This window comes from Lactobacillus sp. UBA5813 (assembly GCF_002417895.1).
GTDB lineage: Bacteria > Bacillota > Bacilli > Lactobacillales > Lactobacillaceae > Lactobacillus > Lactobacillus amylolyticus.
The window spans coordinates 19,404-37,439 of the sequence record NZ_DICZ01000015.1 but is presented as its reverse complement, the minus strand read 5'-3'; the positions used below and the strand labels follow the sequence as shown (position 1 = coordinate 37,439).

Annotated in this window: 14 protein-coding genes; all 14 read left to right on the top strand. The window is 38.9% G+C overall.

The window, feature by feature from the left end; translation table 11 throughout:
* The 14 genes from B2008_RS02855 to abc-f all read left to right on the top strand — a co-directional run bounded on the left by B2008_RS02855 (position 1) and on the right by abc-f (position 18,002).
* Positions 1-735 carry an isoprenyl transferase gene (locus tag B2008_RS02855; protein WP_281829040.1) on the top strand — a complete coding sequence of 245 codons (735 nt, stop codon included), beginning with the start codon at positions 1-3 and terminating at the stop codon, positions 733-735.
* Between the two features lie 2 nt (positions 736-737).
* Positions 738-1,535: a phosphatidate cytidylyltransferase gene (locus B2008_RS02850; protein ID WP_281829038.1), complete on the top strand. Its 798-nt coding sequence runs from the start codon at positions 738-740 to the stop codon at positions 1,533-1,535.
* Between the two features lie 10 nt (positions 1,536-1,545).
* On the top strand, positions 1,546-2,802 hold the full coding sequence (gene rseP / locus B2008_RS02845; protein WP_281829035.1) for an RIP metalloprotease RseP: 1,257 nt from the start codon (positions 1,546-1,548) through the stop codon (positions 2,800-2,802).
* A gap of 32 nt (positions 2,803-2,834) precedes the next feature.
* On the top strand, positions 2,835-4,535 hold the full coding sequence (locus B2008_RS02840; RefSeq protein ID WP_281829033.1) for a proline--tRNA ligase: 1,701 nt from the start codon (positions 2,835-2,837) through the stop codon (positions 4,533-4,535).
* A gap of 6 nt (positions 4,536-4,541) precedes the next feature.
* The gene (locus tag B2008_RS02835; RefSeq protein ID WP_281829031.1) at positions 4,542-8,849 is read left to right on the top strand and encodes a PolC-type DNA polymerase III; all 4,308 of its coding nucleotides are present in this window, start codon (positions 4,542-4,544) and stop codon (positions 8,847-8,849) included.
* A 113-nt stretch (positions 8,850-8,962) separates the two neighbouring features.
* Entirely contained in the window at positions 8,963-9,442 is a 480-nt protein-coding gene (gene rimP / locus B2008_RS02830) for a ribosome maturation factor RimP (protein ID WP_281829030.1), read from the top strand.
* 18 nt (positions 9,443-9,460) lie between these two features.
* Entirely contained in the window at positions 9,461-10,609 is a 1,149-nt protein-coding gene (gene nusA / locus B2008_RS02825; protein WP_281829028.1) for a transcription termination factor NusA, read from the top strand.
* A 71-nt stretch (positions 10,610-10,680) separates the two neighbouring features.
* Complete coding sequence (rnpM, locus tag B2008_RS02820) at positions 10,681-10,977, top strand: RNase P modulator RnpM (RefSeq protein WP_127345579.1); 297 nt, start codon at positions 10,681-10,683, stop codon at positions 10,975-10,977.
* Positions 10,978-10,979: 2 nt separating this feature from the next.
* Positions 10,980-11,291 carry a L7Ae/L30e/S12e/Gadd45 family ribosomal protein gene (locus tag B2008_RS02815; protein ID WP_281829026.1) on the top strand — a complete coding sequence of 104 codons (312 nt, stop codon included), beginning with the start codon at positions 10,980-10,982 and terminating at the stop codon, positions 11,289-11,291.
* Between the two features lie 4 nt (positions 11,292-11,295).
* Positions 11,296-13,959, top strand: a complete 2,664-nt coding sequence (gene infB, locus B2008_RS02810) for a translation initiation factor IF-2 (RefSeq protein ID WP_281829024.1) — start codon at positions 11,296-11,298, stop codon at positions 13,957-13,959.
* 17 nt (positions 13,960-13,976) lie between these two features.
* Positions 13,977-14,339 (top strand): ribosome-binding factor A, encoded by a 363-nt coding sequence (locus B2008_RS02805; protein WP_080881326.1) that lies wholly within the window; start codon positions 13,977-13,979, stop codon positions 14,337-14,339.
* 46 nt (positions 14,340-14,385) lie between these two features.
* Positions 14,386-15,279: a tRNA pseudouridine(55) synthase TruB gene (gene truB / locus B2008_RS02800; RefSeq protein WP_006352455.1), complete on the top strand. Its 894-nt coding sequence runs from the start codon at positions 14,386-14,388 to the stop codon at positions 15,277-15,279.
* Positions 15,280-15,294: 15 nt separating this feature from the next.
* Positions 15,295-16,236, top strand: coding sequence for a riboflavin biosynthesis protein RibF (ribF, locus tag B2008_RS02795; protein ID WP_281829022.1), 942 nt, complete (start codon positions 15,295-15,297; stop codon positions 16,234-16,236).
* A gap of 239 nt (positions 16,237-16,475) precedes the next feature.
* The gene (gene abc-f / locus B2008_RS02790; RefSeq protein WP_281829020.1) at positions 16,476-18,002 is read left to right on the top strand and encodes a ribosomal protection-like ABC-F family protein; all 1,527 of its coding nucleotides are present in this window, start codon (positions 16,476-16,478) and stop codon (positions 18,000-18,002) included.
* Positions 18,003-18,036 lie beyond the last annotated feature (34 nt).

Here is an 18,036-nt window from a genome sequence, read left to right as displayed (position 1 = left end):
ATGAGTAAAAAGAAAAATCAGTTGAATCATCTTGCCATTATTATGGATGGTAACGGCCGCTGGGCTAAAAAGCGTCATCAGCCAAGAGTCTTTGGTCACCGTGAGGGTATGGACAATGTTGAACGAATTACTTTAGCTGCTGATAAGCTAGGTATTAAAGTTTTAACTCTGTATGCTTTTTCAACGGAAAACTGGGCTCGTCCCAAAGAAGAAGTGGCTTATTTGATGAATTTGCCAGTCCGCTTTTTCGATAAATACATGCCAACTTTGATGGAAAACAACGTTAAAGTCAACATTATGGGCTATTTAGATGAATTGCCGCCGAAGACATACGACATCGTTCAAAGATCAATGGCTGAGACAGCCAATAATACTGGCCTTGTTTTGAATTTTGCCTTTAATTACGGCTCTAGACGTGAAATTACTTCAGCAATGAAGGAGTTGGGCGGATTAATTGAGGCTGGTGCTCTATCAAGTGAAGATATTACGGAAGATCTGATTTCTAAGCACTTGATGACCGCTCGGTTTGGTCCTTACAGTGATCCAGACCTGCTTATTAGAACATCAGGTGAGCAAAGAATTTCAAACTTTTTGCTTTGGCAGATTGCTTATTCTGAACTTGCTTTTAGTCCGAAAGCATGGCCTGACTTTAATGAAGATGATTTAAAAATGTTTGTAGAGAATTACCAAACGCGTAATCGGCGCTTTGGTAAAGTGGATGAATCGGATAGTTAAAAATGAAACAACGTACAATCACGGCGGTAGTCGCCTTAATTTTATTTATTCCAATCGTAATCCTTGGCGGATTATGGATGGACTGGTTAACTGTAATTTTTGCAACTGTAGGTATCAGTGAAATCTTCTTGATGAAGAAGCAAATTTTAGTGTCAATTGATTTTGTATTGGCATTATTGGCAACACTAACTTGGACCGTACCTGATGCATTCTTTAAAGGAATGCCATTCCATTGGTCAAAATTTGGTGTTTATTTTGCTTTAATCATGTTAATGCTTGTCTGGACGGTTTTGTCAAAGAACAAAACTACTTTTGATGATGTAGGTGTCTACACGATTGCGTCACTCTATATCGGAACAGGCTTCCATTACATGGCAGCGATTAGAAGCGATACAAATGGTTTGGCATTGCTATGCTACGTCTTTGTAGTCGTTTGGAGTACTGATATTGGTGCCTACATGATTGGCCGCAAGATTGGTAAACATAAGTTATGGCCTGTTATTAGTCCTAATAAGACTTGGGAAGGTTCTATTGGGGCAGCTATTTGTACTTTGATTTGTTCTGCCATTTATGTTGCACTTGTAAATGTTGGTCAACCTGAATTATCAATGATTGGTTTAGCCTTTATTCTTTCAATTGTTGGTCAAATGGGTGATCTGGTTGAATCAGCCTATAAACGTTTTTATGGTGTAAAAGATTCAGGCAAGATTTTGCCTGGACATGGCGGTATCTTAGACAGATTCGATAGCATGCTTTTTGTTTTACCAGTTATGGCTGCTGTATTAGGTATTGTACACTAGGAGATAGCTATTGAAAGGTATACTAATCTTTATAGTAGTCTTTGGTTTGCTCGTATTCGTTCATGAATTCGGGCATTTTATCGTTGCCAAGAAGAGCGGAATTCTGGTTAGAGAATTTGCAATCGGAATGGGACCAAAACTCTTTCAAATAAGAAAAAATCCAACTACATATACTATACGTTGGTTGCCTCTTGGCGGTTATGTACGCTTGGCAAATTCTGATGACGAAAGCAAACTTGATCCAGGTATGACTGTTGTTCTGAAACTGAATGATCAAAATGAAGTTGTTAGGATTGATGCCTCAGAATCGGAACTGCCAATTGAAGGGATCCCAGTTCAAGTAACTAAAGCTGATTTAGTTGATGCGCTCGAAATCAGTGGTTACGAAAATGGTGACGAAGATAAGACAGTAACTTATCATGTTAATCATGATGCTACTATTATTGACAAAAATAAGACTGAATTGGTAATCGCACCGCGCGATACGCAATTTGGGCAAGCTAATGTTTGGCAAAAATTAGCTACTAATATTGCTGGTCCTTCAATGAATATTTTACTTGGCTTTGTTGTATTTTTAATTTGGACTTTTACAATTCCAGGACCAGCAACTACGACGGTAGCAAAAACTACTGCCAATTCACCAGCTCGCATTGCAAAAATTCAAGCTGGTGATAAGATTCTTGCTATTAATAATCAAAAGATGAACAGCTTTGCTGATGTATCTCAAGCGATTAGCGAAAGCAAGGGTCAAACTTTAGCCATTAAAATAGAAAAAAATGGTAAAGTAGAAACGTTAAAAGTTAAACCAGAAACAAAAACCGTCCAAAAACAAAAGGTTTATCAGATCGGAATTGAAGCAAAAAGCGATGAAAGCTTTACTGCTAAAGTATCACGGGGTTGGAATACTGCAGTATCAACAACCGGACTAATCTTTCAAGCCGTTGGCAACCTCTTCCAACACTTCAGTTTGAATAAATTATCTGGTCCTGTAGGAATTTATTCTGAGACTTCACAAGTTTCACAAATGGGCTTTACTTACGTTTTGGCCTTTTTAGGAATGATTTCAATTAACTTGGGGATCGTTAACTTAATTCCAATTCCTGGTCTTGATGGTGGAAAAGTTTTGCTTAACTTAATTGAATTAGTTCGTGGCAAGTCAATTTCAGAAGAACATGAAGCTGTTGTCGAATTAATTGGTTTTGGTTTATTGTTACTACTGATCATTGCAGTAACTGGTAATGATATTTACCGTTACTTCATAAAATAATTGAAAATTTAGAATTTACTTAGGAGATAAGAATGCGTCAATCAAAATTCTTCATGCCAACTTTGAAGGAAGCTCCAGCAGATGCTGTAGCTGAAAGTCACAAGTTAATGCTTAGAGGTGGATATATTCGTCAGGTTACAGCCGGTGTATATTCATACTTGCCATTAGGCTTCCGTGTTTTGCGTAAAGCAGAAAATATTATGGAAGACGAAATGGAAAAGATTAATGTGCCTGAAATGATGATGCCTCACTTTTTGCCAGCAACTTTATGGCAAGAATCTGGTCGTTATAAGAAATACGGTGCAGAAATGTTTAAGCTCAAGGACCGTCACGGCCGTGAAAGTTTGCTGGGACCAACTCATGAAGAAACTTTCACTGAAATTATTGCTAAGAATTTAAAGAGTTACAAGCAAATGCCAATTGCTCTTTACCAAATTCAAACTAAGTTCCGTGATGAAAACCGTCCTCGTTTTGGCCTTCTTCGTGGTAGAGAATTTGTGATGCTTGATGCATACAGTTTTGCTGCAACTCGTGAACAACTTGATGAGCAATTTGACGACGAAAAGAGAGCATTCGAAAATGTCTATCGTCGTTGTGGTGTAACTGTTCACCCCGTAATTGCTGATTCAGGAACAATGGGTGGTAAGAACTCAACTGAATTCCAAGCTCCAGCTGCTATTGGTGAAGATACGATTGCTACTAATGAAAGTGGTACGTATGCTGCTAACCTTGAAATGGCTAAGAGTATCGATACTTTCAAGCAAGATCCTGAAGATGCAAAAGAATTAACCAAGGTTTCAACTCCAGGATGCGACACAATTGAAAAGCTTGCTAAGTTTCTTGATGTGCCAAAGACTAGAATCGTTAAAGGCATCCTTTATATCGCAGATGATCAAAAAGTTTTAGTCTTGATTCGTGGCGATAAGCAAATCAATGAAGTAAAATTGGGACATTTGCTTGATGCTGACGAAATGCGCGAAGCTACTGCCAGTGAGTTGAAAGAAATTACTGGTAGTGAAAAGGGTGGCGTTGGACCGGTCAATGCAGATTGGGCTGACAAGATCGTTGCAGATGATACAGTTAAGAACTTGTACAACGTTGTTGTTGGTGCTGGCGAAACTGATTATCAATTTGAAAATGCAAACTTGGATCGCGACTTTAAGGTTGATGAATTTGCTGACATTAGAACTGCAAATGAAGGCGAACCAGATCCAGTTGATCATGAACCACTTAAGTTCACTACTTCAATTGAAGTAGGACATATTTTCAAGTTGGGTACTTACTACACTACAACTATGGGTGCAGATTTCTTAGACAACAATGGTAAAGCCAAGCCAGTTATCATGGGTTCATACGGAATCGGTGTAACTAGAATGCTTTCAGCTGTAGTTGAACAACACTTAACTAACCATGGTGGTATTGCATGGCCTAAGGAAATTGCTCCATTCAGCATTCACTTGATTCAAATGAAGATGAATAATGATGAGCAAACTCAGTTAGCTGAAAAACTTGAAAAAGAACTTTCAGCTAAGTATGATGTGTTGTATGACGATCGTAAGGAACGTCCAGGCGTTAAATTTAACGATGCTGATTTAGTTGGTGCCCCAGTGAGAATCACAATTGGTCGTCAGGCTGCTGATGGTATCGTTGAAGTAAAACGTCCAAACGATGACAAAGCTACTGAAATTTCAGTAGATCAATTAAATGACTATTTAACTAAAGAGTTAGGATAATTTTTCGTGGTTGATAAAAACGATTTATTCTTAAAACTTTTAAAGCAAATCAAATTTCCTGATAAGTTTGAAGACAATGATCTTCTGCAAAAGGGAAAGATTGAGAACGTGGATGTATACGCTAAAGAACATAAGTGGGATATCCACGTTCTTTTTGATACGCCATTAAAGTTTGAAACATATGATGCCTTAAATAAAGCTGTTACAGCAAGCTTTAATGATTTTGTAAATGTAAGATTATTTGTTAGAACTGAAGATGGTTCTGACCAATATTTGCCCGACTATTGGCATTATGCGGTTCGTAATTCAAATGTGCTCAAGCAAGTTGCGCGTGAATTTTTAGCTTCTCAAAAGCCAAGAAAGGCTGATGGTCGCTGGATTATTCCGCTTGATAATAACGTGATCGACGGCTTAATTGAGCAGCAGGCTCTGGATGATTTAGCCGAAGAATTGAGAAATTATGGCTTTTTCAACTTGAAGTTTGTAACCGAGGTTGATGAAAAAAACTCAGAGAACAACTTGCAAAGCTTGCAAAAATTGCAACAAGAGCATGAAAAGAGCATGCAGAAGCAATATGATGAAACTCCTGAAAAGCCTAAGCCTCAACCAAAACAATACGCGACTAAGCGTAGAAGCTACGGCAATAAAAAGATTGCTGCAGATGCTGAAATCACCCAAATCAAAGAAGTTGAAGATGGTACAAGAAATGTTGTTATCGAAGGTAAAATTTTCAATGTTGAGGCCCGTGAATTAAAGTCAGGTTCAGTTGTCTTTACTGGTGAAATTACCGATTATACTGATTCAATCATGTTTAAGAAGTTTGCTTCTCAAAAGGAAGAGATTGAAAGCTTATCAGCAATTAAACCAGGAACCTGGGCAAAGATGCAGGGATCAGCTGCAGATGATCAGTGGGAACACGATGTTGTTTTCAATATCTACAATTTTGAGACCGTCGAACACGTTGGTCGTACTGAAAAATACGAGGGCGATCAAAAGCGGGTTGAATTACACTTGCATACGAATATGAGCCAACTGGACGCAACCAGCACGCCAACTGATTTTATTAAAACGGCTAAGAAGTTTGGGCAAAAGGCGATCGCTATCACTGATCATGGTGACGTACAATCCTTCCCAGAAGCTTATCACACTGGTGCTAGTGAAAAAATCAAGATTTTGTATGGTGTCGAAGCGAATATGATCGATGACCATGCGCTTCTTGTATTAAATCCTGCCGATATGACTTACGAAGATCGTGAATTTGTCATCTTCGATGTCGAAACTACAGGCCTTTCTTCTGTTTACGATACAATCATCGAAATCGGTGCCGTTAAAATGAAGAATGGCGAAGTGCTCGAGCGTTTTGATAAATTTATCAATCCCCACCATCCTTTAAGTGATCAAACCATTAATTTGACATCAATCACTGATGAAGTGGTCGGTGCAGCTGATGATGAAGATGTAGTTATTAAGCAGTTTAAGGACTTTTATGGCGATATGCCGCTTTGCGGGCATAATGTTCAATTTGACGTAGGCTTTATTAATGCTGCCTTAAGAAGAGCCGGTCTTGAAGAAATCAAGCAACCAGTAGTTGATACTCTTGAAGTTTCCCGTCTTTTACACCCAGAACAAACGCGGCATACATTGGATTCATTGGTTAAAAAGTATGATGTCGTTTTGGAACACCACCACCGTGCCAACCAAGATGCCGAAGCTACGGGCTATTTAATGTACAAGTTGCTCGATGCTTTCAAGAAAAAATTCGGTGAAGATAATTTAGGCAAGCTGAATGATTTTGCCAAGCATGGTGAAACCTTCAAGCGTGCTCGGCCTATGCATATGACAATTTTGGCAAAGGATCAAGCTGGATTGAAGAATATGTATAAACTGGTTTCAATTGCCAGCACGAAGGACTTTTACCGTGAGCCTCGGACGCCTAAATCTGCTTTGCGCAAATACCATGAGGGTCTGCTATATGGTTCAGGCTGCTGGCGCGGCGATGTCTTTATTGCGATGATGCAAAAGGGCTATGATACCGCTCGTGAAAAGGCCAAGTTCTATGATTATCTTGAATTACAGCCACCGGCAACTTATTCGCAATTGATTGCTGGCGGTTTAATTAAAGACGAAGACGAATTAGAAGAAATTCTGACTAATATTTATAAGTTGGGCAAGGAACTAAAGAAACCGGTTGTTGCGGATAGTGATGCCCATTATGTTGATCCGCATGAAAAAATCTATCGAACCATTTTAATTTCAGCGCAGCGAAGCAATCCAAACCGTAATAAACCGCAGCCTGATTTGCATTTTTACTCGACGCAGGAAATGCTAGATGCCTTTGCGTTTTTGGGTGAAGATGCGGCTAAAGAAATTGTTATTGACAACACCAACAAGATTGCAGATGAATTAGAAGAAATTGCGCCAATCAAGGATGGCCTGTATCCACCTCATATTGATAATGCCGACCAGAAAATGAAGGATTTGACCTACAATAAGGCTTATGAGCTTTATGGCAAACCGCTGCCTAAAATTGTTAAGGACCGAATCGATCTGGAACTTAATTCCATTATTTCAAACGGATACGCGGTTATTTACTTAATTTCACAGCGTTTGGTAGCCAAATCAAATAAGGATGGATACTTGGTAGGTTCCCGTGGTTCCGTTGGTTCAAGTCTGGTTGCGACAATGTCAGGAATTACGGAAGTTAATCCTTTGGCTCCGCACTATCGCTGTCCTAAATGCAAGTATTCACACTTCTATACTAATGGGGAATATGGTTCTGGTTTTGACTTGCCGGATAAAAATTGTCCTAAGTGTGGTACTCCACTTGTTAAGGACGGACAAGATATTCCATTTGCCACATTCTTAGGCTTCCACGGTGATAAAGTACCAGATATCGATTTAAACTTCTCTGGTGACTATCAACCAGTTGCCCATAACTTTATTCGAGTAATGTTTGGCCCTGACAATTCTTACAGAGCTGGAACGATCGCTACGGTTGCTGATAAAACTGCATACGGCTACGCCAAGCACTTTGAAGAAGAACACGATTTGAAGCTGAGAAATGCTGAACTTGATCGTCTGGCAACTGGCGTTTCTGGAGTTAAGCGGACAACAGGTCAGCACCCAGCCGGAATCGTTGTTGTTCCAAATAACATGGATATTTATGACTTCACGCCAGTGCAGTATCCGGCTGATGATGTAAATGCAGCTTGGCTGACAACCCACTTCGACTTCCACTCAATTCACGATAATATTTTGAAATTCGATATTCTGGGCCATGATGACCCAACCATGATCAGAATGCTGCAGGATTTGTCCGGAATTGATCCATTGACTATTCCGCCAGATGATCCTGGAGTTATGTCATTGTTCTCTAGTCCTAAGATTTTGGGTGTTACTCCAGAGCAGATCCAATCGCAAACCGGTACTTTAGGTATTCCGGAATTCGGGACGCGATTTGTAAGAGGGATGCTTGAAGAAACCAAGCCAACTACTTTTGCGGAATTGTTGCAGATTTCAGGTTTGTCTCACGGGACTGACGTATGGCTGGGCAATGCCGAAGATTTGATTAACAATGGCACTTGCAAGCTGAAACATGTTATTGGTTGTCGTGACAACATTATGATGGACTTGATTCACTGGGGTGTAAAACCAGAAGTAGCCTTTTCAACTATGGAGTCTGTTCGTCACGGTAAAGGAATTAGCGATGAGAATATGGCTGTTCTTATGAAAAACAAGAATATTCCTGACTGGTACATTCCTTCTTGCTTAAAGATCAAGTACATGTTCCCAAAGGCGCACGCAACTGCTTATATTTTAATGGCCTTGCGGATTGCCTGGTTTAAGGTTTACTATCCAGAAATTTACTACACGGCCTACTTCTCAGTTAGAGCAGACCTATTTGACTTAGTAGCAATGAGTCATGGTAAAAATACGGTTAAAGCCGCAATGAAGACAATTCAAGATAAGGGGATGGATGCTTCTGCAAAAGATAAGAGTCTGTTAACTGTTCTCGAAATTGCTAATGAATGTTTGGAACGCGGAATCAAGATTAAGATGGTTGACATTGATAAATCAGAGGCCATGAACTTCAAGATTCTTGACAAGCATACTATTTTGGCACCATTCAACGCGGTACCTGGCTTAGGGGATAACGCAGCTAAGCAAATCGTAGCAGCTCGTGCTGAACAAAAATTCTTATCAAAAGAAGATTTAGCTAAACGAGGCAAGGTTTCTCAGACGATTATGGATTACTTTGAAGACAATGGCGTTTTGGAAGGGATGCCAGATCAGAACCAATTGTCCTTGTTCTAATAGCTTTTCATTTTGAAAAAAGTCGCTAAACATGGTATACTTATAATTGAAGTTCGGATATGCAAATTCGAGTGAGCATTAATGCTCACTCTTTTTATTACGGAGGAAAGTTTTTGTCTAAGATTATAGATCTTATTCGTTCAGAAATTGAACCTATCATTGATCAACGTGGTGATGAGTTCGTTGATATTGAATATGTGAAAGAAAAGGGTCAGAATTACCTCAGAATTTATGTTGATAAAGATCAGCCAGGTGGCATCGATATCAACGAAATTGCTGATCTAAGTGAACTGGTTTCTGAAAAGCTTGACAGCTTGGATCCAGATCCGCTTCCTGATCCTTATGTTTTGGAACTGTCCTCACCTGGCGCTGAACGTCCAATCAAGTCTGCGAAAGACTGGGCTAAAGCGAAGGGTAAATATGTTCACGTTGGTCTTTACCAAAAGATTGACGGAAAGAAGATTTACGAAGGTACGCTCAAATCCCACAGTGATGAGGAAATCGAGCTGGAAATTAAAATTAAAACCAGAAGAAAAAATTTAAATATTCCCCGTAAGTTGATTGCAAATATCCGTTTTGCAATTGAATTCTAGAAAGGCTGATTAAAACTTATGTCTAAAGAAATGCTAGAAGCGTTTGCCACACTTGAAGAAAAGAAAGGTATCAAGCAAGAAGTTATTGTTGATGCTATCAAGGCCGCTTTGGTAGCTGCATATAAAAAGAATTACAATCAAGCACAAAACGTTGAAGTTGATTTTGACGAAAGAAAGGGCAACTTCAAAGTTATGGCAGTTAAAACTGTTGTCGATGATGATCAACTTCAAGATGATCGACTTGAAGCATCTTTATCAGATGCATTAGCTATCAACCGTGCCTATGAAGTCGGTGATGAAATTCGCTTTGAAGTAACGCCTAAGAACTTTGGCAGAATTGCTGCTCAAACCGCTAAGCAAGTTATCATGCAAAGACTTCGCGAGGCTGAAAGAAATCATGTTGTTGACGAATATTCTCAATATGAAGATGAATTGATCACTGGTACTGTTGAAAGACGTGACAACCGTTTTGTTTATGTCAAAATTGGCAATGTTGAAGCAGTTATGCCTCGTCGTGATCAAATGCCTAATGAAACCTACAACCCACAAGACAAGATTAGAGTGCTTGTAACTCGTGTAGGTTCTGATTCTAAAGGCGCTCAAATCGTTGTTTCAAGAACTGCTCCTGACATGGTAAAGCGTTTATTTGAACAAGAAGTTCCAGAAATTTATGATGGAACTGTTGAAATTGTTTCAATTGCGCGTGAAGCTGGAGACAGAACTAAGATTGCTGTTAAATCAAGTGATCCTAACATTGATCCCGTTGGTACTTGTGTTGGTCAACGTGGTGCCCGTGTTCAAAACGTTGTTAACGAACTTGGCGGTGAAAACATCGACATTGTTAAGTATGAAGATGATCCATCAGATTACATTGCTAATGCCTTGAACCCAGCAGAGGTTATTGCGGTTCAATTTGGTGATGATGATGAAGAAAAGAGTGCTTTGGTTATTGTTCCTGACTATCAATTGTCATTGGCAATCGGTAAGAAGGGCCAAAACGTTCGTTTAGCAGCTCGCTTAACTGGCTACAAGATCAATATTCGTCCTGAATCAGAAGTTGAATTTGTTGACGAAGACAAAGATGAAAATTCTGATACAAACGATAACGATGATGCCAATAATACTGCAGCTAAGAATGAAGAAGCAAGTTCAGATTCTGCTGAATAAGCAATAAGTGATGAAGCAGAAGATGCTGCTGACGACACATACGATAATGAAGAATAAGGATTGGTGATTTTTTGAAAAAAAGAAAAATTCCAATGCGGAAGGATCTGCTGACAAACACAATGCAGCCTAAAAAGGAATTAGTCCGCGTTGTTATTGATAAAGAAAAAAATATTTCTGTCGATCCAACTGGTAAAAAGCCAGGTCGTGGTGCATATGTTTCACTTGACCCAGAAAAAATTGAAGCAGCTAAAGAAAAGGGCGTTCTAGAACGCAGTCTTGGTACAAAGGTACCAGCTGAATTCTACGATGAGCTTTATTCTTATGTTGACCACCAAAAGGCAAGAAAAGAATTATTTGGTGATAAATAATTTTGCAAAATAAAGAAAAAGCTTTAAATCTTTTAGGATTAGCAATGCGTGCCGGAAAAATAGTTTTGGGAACTGAAACCGTAATTGCTGATTTACGAAAGAATAAAATCAACGTAATAGTTTTAGCTAGTGATTTGCATGAAAATTCAGTTGAAAAGGTTACGCGTGCAGCTAAAAACGCCAATGTGAAAATAATCGACTTATTTTCTGCGGCAGAATTAGAGCATGCAATTGGCAAGAAGAGAAAAGTTCTTGGCCTAACCGATGCTGGTTTTTATAAGGCACTGACTAAACTGATTAATGAAGGAGTGTGATTGGATGGCTAAAAAAAGAATTTACGAAGTCGCAAAAGAATTAGACATCGATAACAAAGTTGTGGTCCAAAAAGCAAAGGAACTTGGCTTTGATGTTACAAACCATATGTCATCGCTAGAGGATGCACAAGTTAAGCAATTAAAGGGTAGTTTTCAAAACTCCGCTTCAGCTAAGAAGGCAGAGAAACAAACGAAGAAGAGAAAAAAAATTAAAATTTCAGTATCTTCAATTCGTAAGAACGAAAAGAAGTCTGAAAGTAAGCATAATGCGGACAACAATAGACACAATAATCGGCGCAATTATAATAACAAGAATAATAATCGTCGCCGCAATAATGAGCAACATGCTGAAAATGCTCAAAAGCAAACTGCACGTCCAAAGGCTGCAGCTCGTGACTTGCTGAAGCAATTTAAGCAGAAGCAACGTGCCGAAAAAAGCAGCTTAAATAAAGAAATCCAAAAAACTAAAAAAGAATATCACGAACAATTGAATAATCCTAAGAAAGAACAAAATAAGAAAGAAACTCCAAAGTCAGAGAAGCAAGAAAAGAAGACTCAAAATAAGCAAAAAGCTGAGCCAAAAACCATTGGTCCAAAGATTTTGAAGCCATCTCCAGCTCGCTTTAAGAAGAATAATTCTTCCGAAAACAGAGAAAATGCTTCTGAAAGAAGAAGCAAGCCAATGCCAAAAGTTGCATTGACTGAAACTTCAAATGAAGAACACAGAAATGATAATGGTCATGGCCGTAACATGGGTAAGCCTGGTCATAAAGGAAAGAATCAATTCTTCAACAATTACAGCGATCACTCTGACCGTCAAAAAAGAAAACGTCGCAAGAATAAGAAGCGTCAACATGTAGAACAAAAGAAGGTACCTACTAAGCGTAAGGAAAAGCCATTACCAGAAGTACTTGTTTACGATGAAGGCATGAATGCGCAAGACTTAGGTAAGCTTCTCCACCGTGAACCAGCTGAAATCGTTAAGAAATTGTTCATGCTTGGTATTATGACCAACCAGAACCAATCCTTGGATAAGGATACGATTGAGCTTTTGGCTGCAGAATACAATATTGATGCCAAAGAAAAAGTTCATGAAGATATTTCTGATATTGACAAGCTTTACGATAAGCAAATGGAAGCAACTAAGAAGTCAAAGAACTTAGTTAAGCGTCCACCAGTAATTACGATCATGGGTCACGTTGACCATGGTAAAACTACTTTGCTTGACCGTTTGCGTCATACTCATGTTTCTGCTCACGAAGCTGGTGGTATTACTCAGAAGATCGGTGCTTATCAAGTTAGTCTTGATGACCGTTTGATCACTTTCTTGGATACTCCAGGACACGCAGCCTTCTCTAGCATGCGTGCACGTGGTGCTGAAATTACTGATATCGTTGTTTTGGTTGTTGCTGCCGATGACGGGGTAATGCCACAGACCATTGAAGCGATTGACCACGCTAAGAGTGCCAATGTTCCAATTATTGTTGCTATTAACAAGATGGATGTTCCAGGTGCCAACCCACAACACGTAACTGAACAATTGATGAAGTATGGTTTAATTCCAGAAGATTACGGTGGTGACACAATCTTCGTTAATATTTCAGCTAAGACTGGTCAAAACGTCGATGACTTGCTTCAAATGATTTTGCTTCAATCAGATGTGATGGAACTTAAGGCTGATCCAAAGCAAAAGGCAATCGGTACTGTTATTGAAGCTCGTTTGGACCGTGGACTCGGTTCAGTTGCCGACATTCTTGTTCAAGAAGGTACGCTTCATGTTGGTGATCCAATCGTTGTTGGTAACACCTTTGGTCGTGTAAGAACAATGACTAATGATCGTGGTCGCCAAGTTAAGAAGGCAACTCCATCTATGCCTGTTGAAATTACTGGCTTGAACGATGTACCTGAATCCGCTGATAAGATGGTTGTCTTCGATGATGAAAAGACTGCTCGTCAAGTTGGTGAAGAAAGAGCTCAACAAGCTTTGCAAAAGCAACGGGAAAATGTTACTCACGTTACTCTTGACAACCTCTTCGATACGATGAAGAAGGAAAACATGAAGGAAGTTGACATCGTTCTTAAGGCCGATGTTCAAGGTTCAGTAGAAGCATTGCAACAATCCTTTGAAAAGATTAACGTTGAAGGCGTAAGAGTAAATGTCATTCACTCAGGCGTAGGTGCCATTAATGAATCTGATGTAACTTTAGCCAGTGCTTCAAATGCCTTTATCATTGGTTTCAACGTTCGTTCAACTGCAACGGCAAAATCACAAGCTGATACTGATGGCGTTGACATTCGCTTGTACAGTGTCATTTACAAGGCAATTGATGACGTAACTGCCGCTATGAAGGGTATGCTTGAACCAACTTATGAAGAAAAGGTCATTGGTAACCTTACTGTTCGTGAAACTTGGAAAGTTTCTAAAGTTGGTACAATTGCTGGTTCCTTCGTTGATAAGGGTGTTGTCAAGAATGATTCCAAGATTAGAGTTATTCGTGATGGCATTGTTAAGTATGACGGTGAAATTGCTTCACTTAAGCGTTACAAAGATGACGCCAAGGAAGTTAAGCAAGGAAACGATTGTGGTTTAACAATCAAGGACTACAACGATATTAAAGTCGGTGACGAATTCGAAGTTTACGAAATGCAACAAGTTGAACCTAAGTAATTTTTAGGGAGGACAAAATGAAACATAGAATTGGTCGAGTTGAAGGAGAAATTCTTCGCGAACTAACTAAGATCTTGCAAAAGAACATTCGTGACCCCCGTCTTAGTGAAGTTACAATCACTGCGGTTGAATGTACGAATGATTTATCATATGCAACTGTTTACTACAGCCTTTTGACTGAAGATCCAGAAAAAGAGCAAGAAGTTGCTGAAGGCTTAGAGAAAGCTAAGGGCATGATGCGTCATTTACTTGGACAAGTACTGACTGTCTACAAAGTGCCTGAACTTATCTTTAAACGTGATAATTCAGTCAAATACGGTTCAAAGATTGACCGTTTGATTGCTGAAGTTAAAAAGCAAGATGCTGAGCGGAACAAATAATAAAGAAGCGCCGTTAGGCGCTTTTTTTCTTGGAAAAGGGTAAACAATGTTAAACGGAATTTTAGTAATCGATAAAGATCAGGGGATGACCAGTGCCGATGTTGTCTATCATTTGCGCAAGGCCCTGCACATTAAAAAGATCGGTCATGCGGGAACTTTAGATCCAGAAGTAACCGGCGTTTTGCCAATTGCCATTGGACAGGCCACCAAGTTGATCGAGTTGATGCATACCAGACCAAAAACTTATCAAGGAACAGGCCTGTTTGGCTACTGTACTGATTCATATGATACCGATGGTAAGATTTTGCAAGAAAAGAAGTTGGAAAGACCATTTAGCAAAGAGCAAATTCAAGCTGCAATGAATAGCTTTTTAGGTGAAATCGAGCAAGTGCCACCAATTTATTCAGCTGTCAAAGTTAACGGTAAACACTTATATGAATATGCTCGCGAAGGCATAGAAGTTGAAAGACCGAAAAGAACCGTTAAGATAGACAGATATCAATTGCTGAATCAGCCGCTGTTTGATCAAGAAAAAGGCCAGGAAAGCTTTGATTTTGAAGTCAAATGCAGCAAAGGCACTTATGTCAGAAGCTTGGTTAATGATTTAGGCGCAAAATTAGAGGAACCAGCTGTTATGACTTATCTTAGAAGGACAGGCAGTTCTGGTTTTGATCTCAGTCAGGCGGTAAAATTATCTAAGATTGAGTCCGACCCCGAAAATGCAAGCAAGCTGATTCAGCCGATTGATGCCTTTTTTAAAGATTACGAGACAATTGACTTATCTTTTGGCAAATGGCTTAAAGTCAAAAATGGGGCAACAATTGAATTAAAGACTGATGCAAAAAAAGTGGCTTTACGCTACAATGGAAAAGTCAAGGCAATATATCAACAAACTACGCATGGCTATCGACCTGATTTAATGTTATTGGCGAATGAATAAAAGTAGGAGGCCATCTTGAAAGTTGTAAATTTAACTTATCCGGTAGAAGACAAGATTGCTAAAAGTAAAATCGTGCTTGCGCTGGGCTTTTTTGATGGCGTGCATTTAGGACATCAGCATCTGATTAACGTTGCTAAAAATATTGCGGAAGAAAAACACTTGCCATTAGCGGTAATGACTTTTGACCGTCATCCGGTGGAGGTGTATGCTGATGATCATGCTTTTCAATACATCGATACCGTTGATGAAAAAGCAGAAAAGATGGCCAAGTTAGGTGTTGACTACTTTTTAATCATGAAATTTACGAAGCAATTTTCTCAAATTTCAGGACAAGACTTTGTCGATCATGTATTGGTAGCGTTAAATGCTGAAACGGTTGTTGCCGGTTTTGATTATACTTATGGTCCTAAAGACGTTGACAATATGGATAATTTGCCTGTCTTTGCTAAAAAGCGCTTTGAAATCATAAAGGTGCCAAAACAAACTTTTGATGGCAAAAAGATCGGCTCAACTGAAATCCGCAAGGCCATTGATGAAGGCAAAATGGAATTGGCCTATGATCTATTGGGTCACCATTACGTGATGAGTGGAATTATTGGTCATGGTAAACGCAATGGTCATAAGTTGGGCTTTCCAACTGCAAATTTAGTCTGGCAGAATAAAAAGGCAATTCCCAAAATTGGAGTTTATGCTACCAGAACGAAAGTTAACGGCCAATGGTACGAATCAATGACGAGTGTTGGCTATAATGTGACAATCGGACAAGAAAAGCGCATCTATATTGAATCGAATATTTTTAACTTTGATGAAGATGTGTATGGCAAACCGATGGAAATCAAATGGTATAAATACACTCGGGGTGAAATCAAATTCAATAGTTTGGCCGCTTTGAAGAAGCAGCTCAAGAAGGATCAAACCGAAATTAAAGCTTATTTTGCAAATCATCTTGATAAATAATTGATAAGGTGGTATATTTAACACATCAATTGAAATTTAATTTTAGAAAGAAGGATCGCCGTTGCGTCTTTAATCTTGCAATCAAAACATAGTTGAATTTAATTCTTTTAATTAAGGAGATACTATGCACTTTTGGCAAGATTAAAGGTAGACGGGATGCTTCTTTTTTTCATACGAAAAGAATGAGAGAGTCTGTGCTTGCTGGAAGTGCAGACTCTCTTTTTGCGTGAGATGATTTGATGAGCACAATAAAGATTACAAAACTCTCTTTTAGATATGAAGATTCCAGTGACAATATTTTTTATGACTTAAATCTGAATTTGGATAGCAGTTGGAAATTAGGTTTAGTAGGTCGAAATGGAAGAGGCAAGACTACTTTTTTGAATTTGCTGAGAGGTAAACTGAAAGGTTTAGGTCAGATTCAAAGCAAGCTCAGTTTTTCATATTTTCCTGTTGAAATAAATAATCCTGACAATATTACTTTGTATGAATTACAAGATCAAACCTCTTTTGAACAGTGGGAACTTAAACGTGAATTAAACTTGATGGATGCTGATCCCAATCTGCTTTGGCAACCTTTTGATACTTTAAGCGGTGGCGAACAGACCAAGGTATTACTCGCTTTGTCATTTACTAATAAGGATGCTTTTCCATTAATCGATGAGCCAACTGATCATTTGGATGAGGATAGCCGCGAGCAGGTTGTCCAATATCTTAAGAAGCATGATAAGGGTTATATCGTTGTTAGCCACGACCGTGATTTCTTGAATCAGGTGACCGACCATATCTTGGCTATTGAAAATACCGAAATTCATTTATATCAGGGTAATTATGCTGCTTATGAGGATACGAAAAATAAGCGCGATGAATTTAACCGTGAAAAGAATGCCAAGCTGAAAGGCAAAATCAAATCTTTAAATAATAAGAGCGTTCAGTTTAATAATTGGTCAGATAGTATCGAAGCCCAAAAGTACTGTGGAATGAAAACACAACACATTCTTAATAGAAGAACAAGACTGAACAAAGGAGCAATTGGTCATGCTGCAGAAAAAATGATGCGTAAAGCTAAAAATGTTGAGCACCGAATGGACAAAGCACTTAATGAGAAAAAAGGCCTCATGACCAACATCGAAGATGTGCCAGACTTAACAATGAATTTTCATCCGAATTATCATCAAATTTTGTTAGAAACACAGCATCTAAATTTAGAAATCCAAGGAAAGAAGCTTTTCCAGGATTTAAACTTGGTAGTCCAAAATCATTGTGTAGTTTCGCTTGAAGGCAAAAATGGCTCAGGTAAATCAACGTTTTTAAAACTGCTACTGGGACAGGCAAGGGACGTCAGTTATCAAGGCAAGTTTGAGCTTACAAACGGCCTATCGATTTCGTATTTGCCACAGGATTTTACTGAGTATACTGGGACTTTGAAAGAATTTGCGAATAAGCAAAAAATTTCTTATGAAGAGCTGCTAAATAATCTCAAGAAGATGGGTTTTCCAAGAGAAAGTTTTTCTACCAAGATTGAAGAGATGAGCATGGGTCAGCAAAAGCGTGTTGCGATAGCTAAATCATTAGTTGAACCAGCTGACTTATATTTATGGGATGAACCGGCAAATTATCTTGACGTTTTTAATCAGGATCAATTGATTAAACTGCTTAAGGAAAATAAGCCAGCTATGCTATTGGTTGAACACGACCAGTACTTTATTCAGCAGGTGACAGGCCGTCGGATTCATCTTAAAACTTTAACTTATAAAAAAGTCTAAAGAAAATTAGCACTCGTGTTGCAATACTGCTAGT

Bases quoted from the DNA above. Each gene is read 5' to 3' on its own strand.
- B2008_RS02850 (WP_281829038.1), top strand. From the start codon at position 738: ATGAAACAACGTACAATCACGGCGGTAGTCGCCTTAATTTTATTTATT.
- abc-f (WP_281829020.1), top strand. From the start codon at position 16,476: ATGAGCACAATAAAGATTACAAAACTCTCTTTTAGATATGAAGATTCC.
- B2008_RS02840 (WP_281829033.1), top strand. From the start codon at position 2,835: ATGCGTCAATCAAAATTCTTCATGCCAACTTTGAAGGAAGCTCCAGCA.
- B2008_RS02805 (WP_080881326.1), top strand. From the start codon at position 13,977: ATGAAACATAGAATTGGTCGAGTTGAAGGAGAAATTCTTCGCGAACTA.
- nusA (WP_281829028.1), top strand. From the start codon at position 9,461: ATGTCTAAAGAAATGCTAGAAGCGTTTGCCACACTTGAAGAAAAGAAA.
- infB (WP_281829024.1), top strand. From the start codon at position 11,296: ATGGCTAAAAAAAGAATTTACGAAGTCGCAAAAGAATTAGACATCGAT.
- B2008_RS02855 (WP_281829040.1), top strand. From the start codon at position 1: ATGAGTAAAAAGAAAAATCAGTTGAATCATCTTGCCATTATTATGGAT.
- truB (WP_006352455.1), top strand. From the start codon at position 14,386: ATGTTAAACGGAATTTTAGTAATCGATAAAGATCAGGGGATGACCAGT.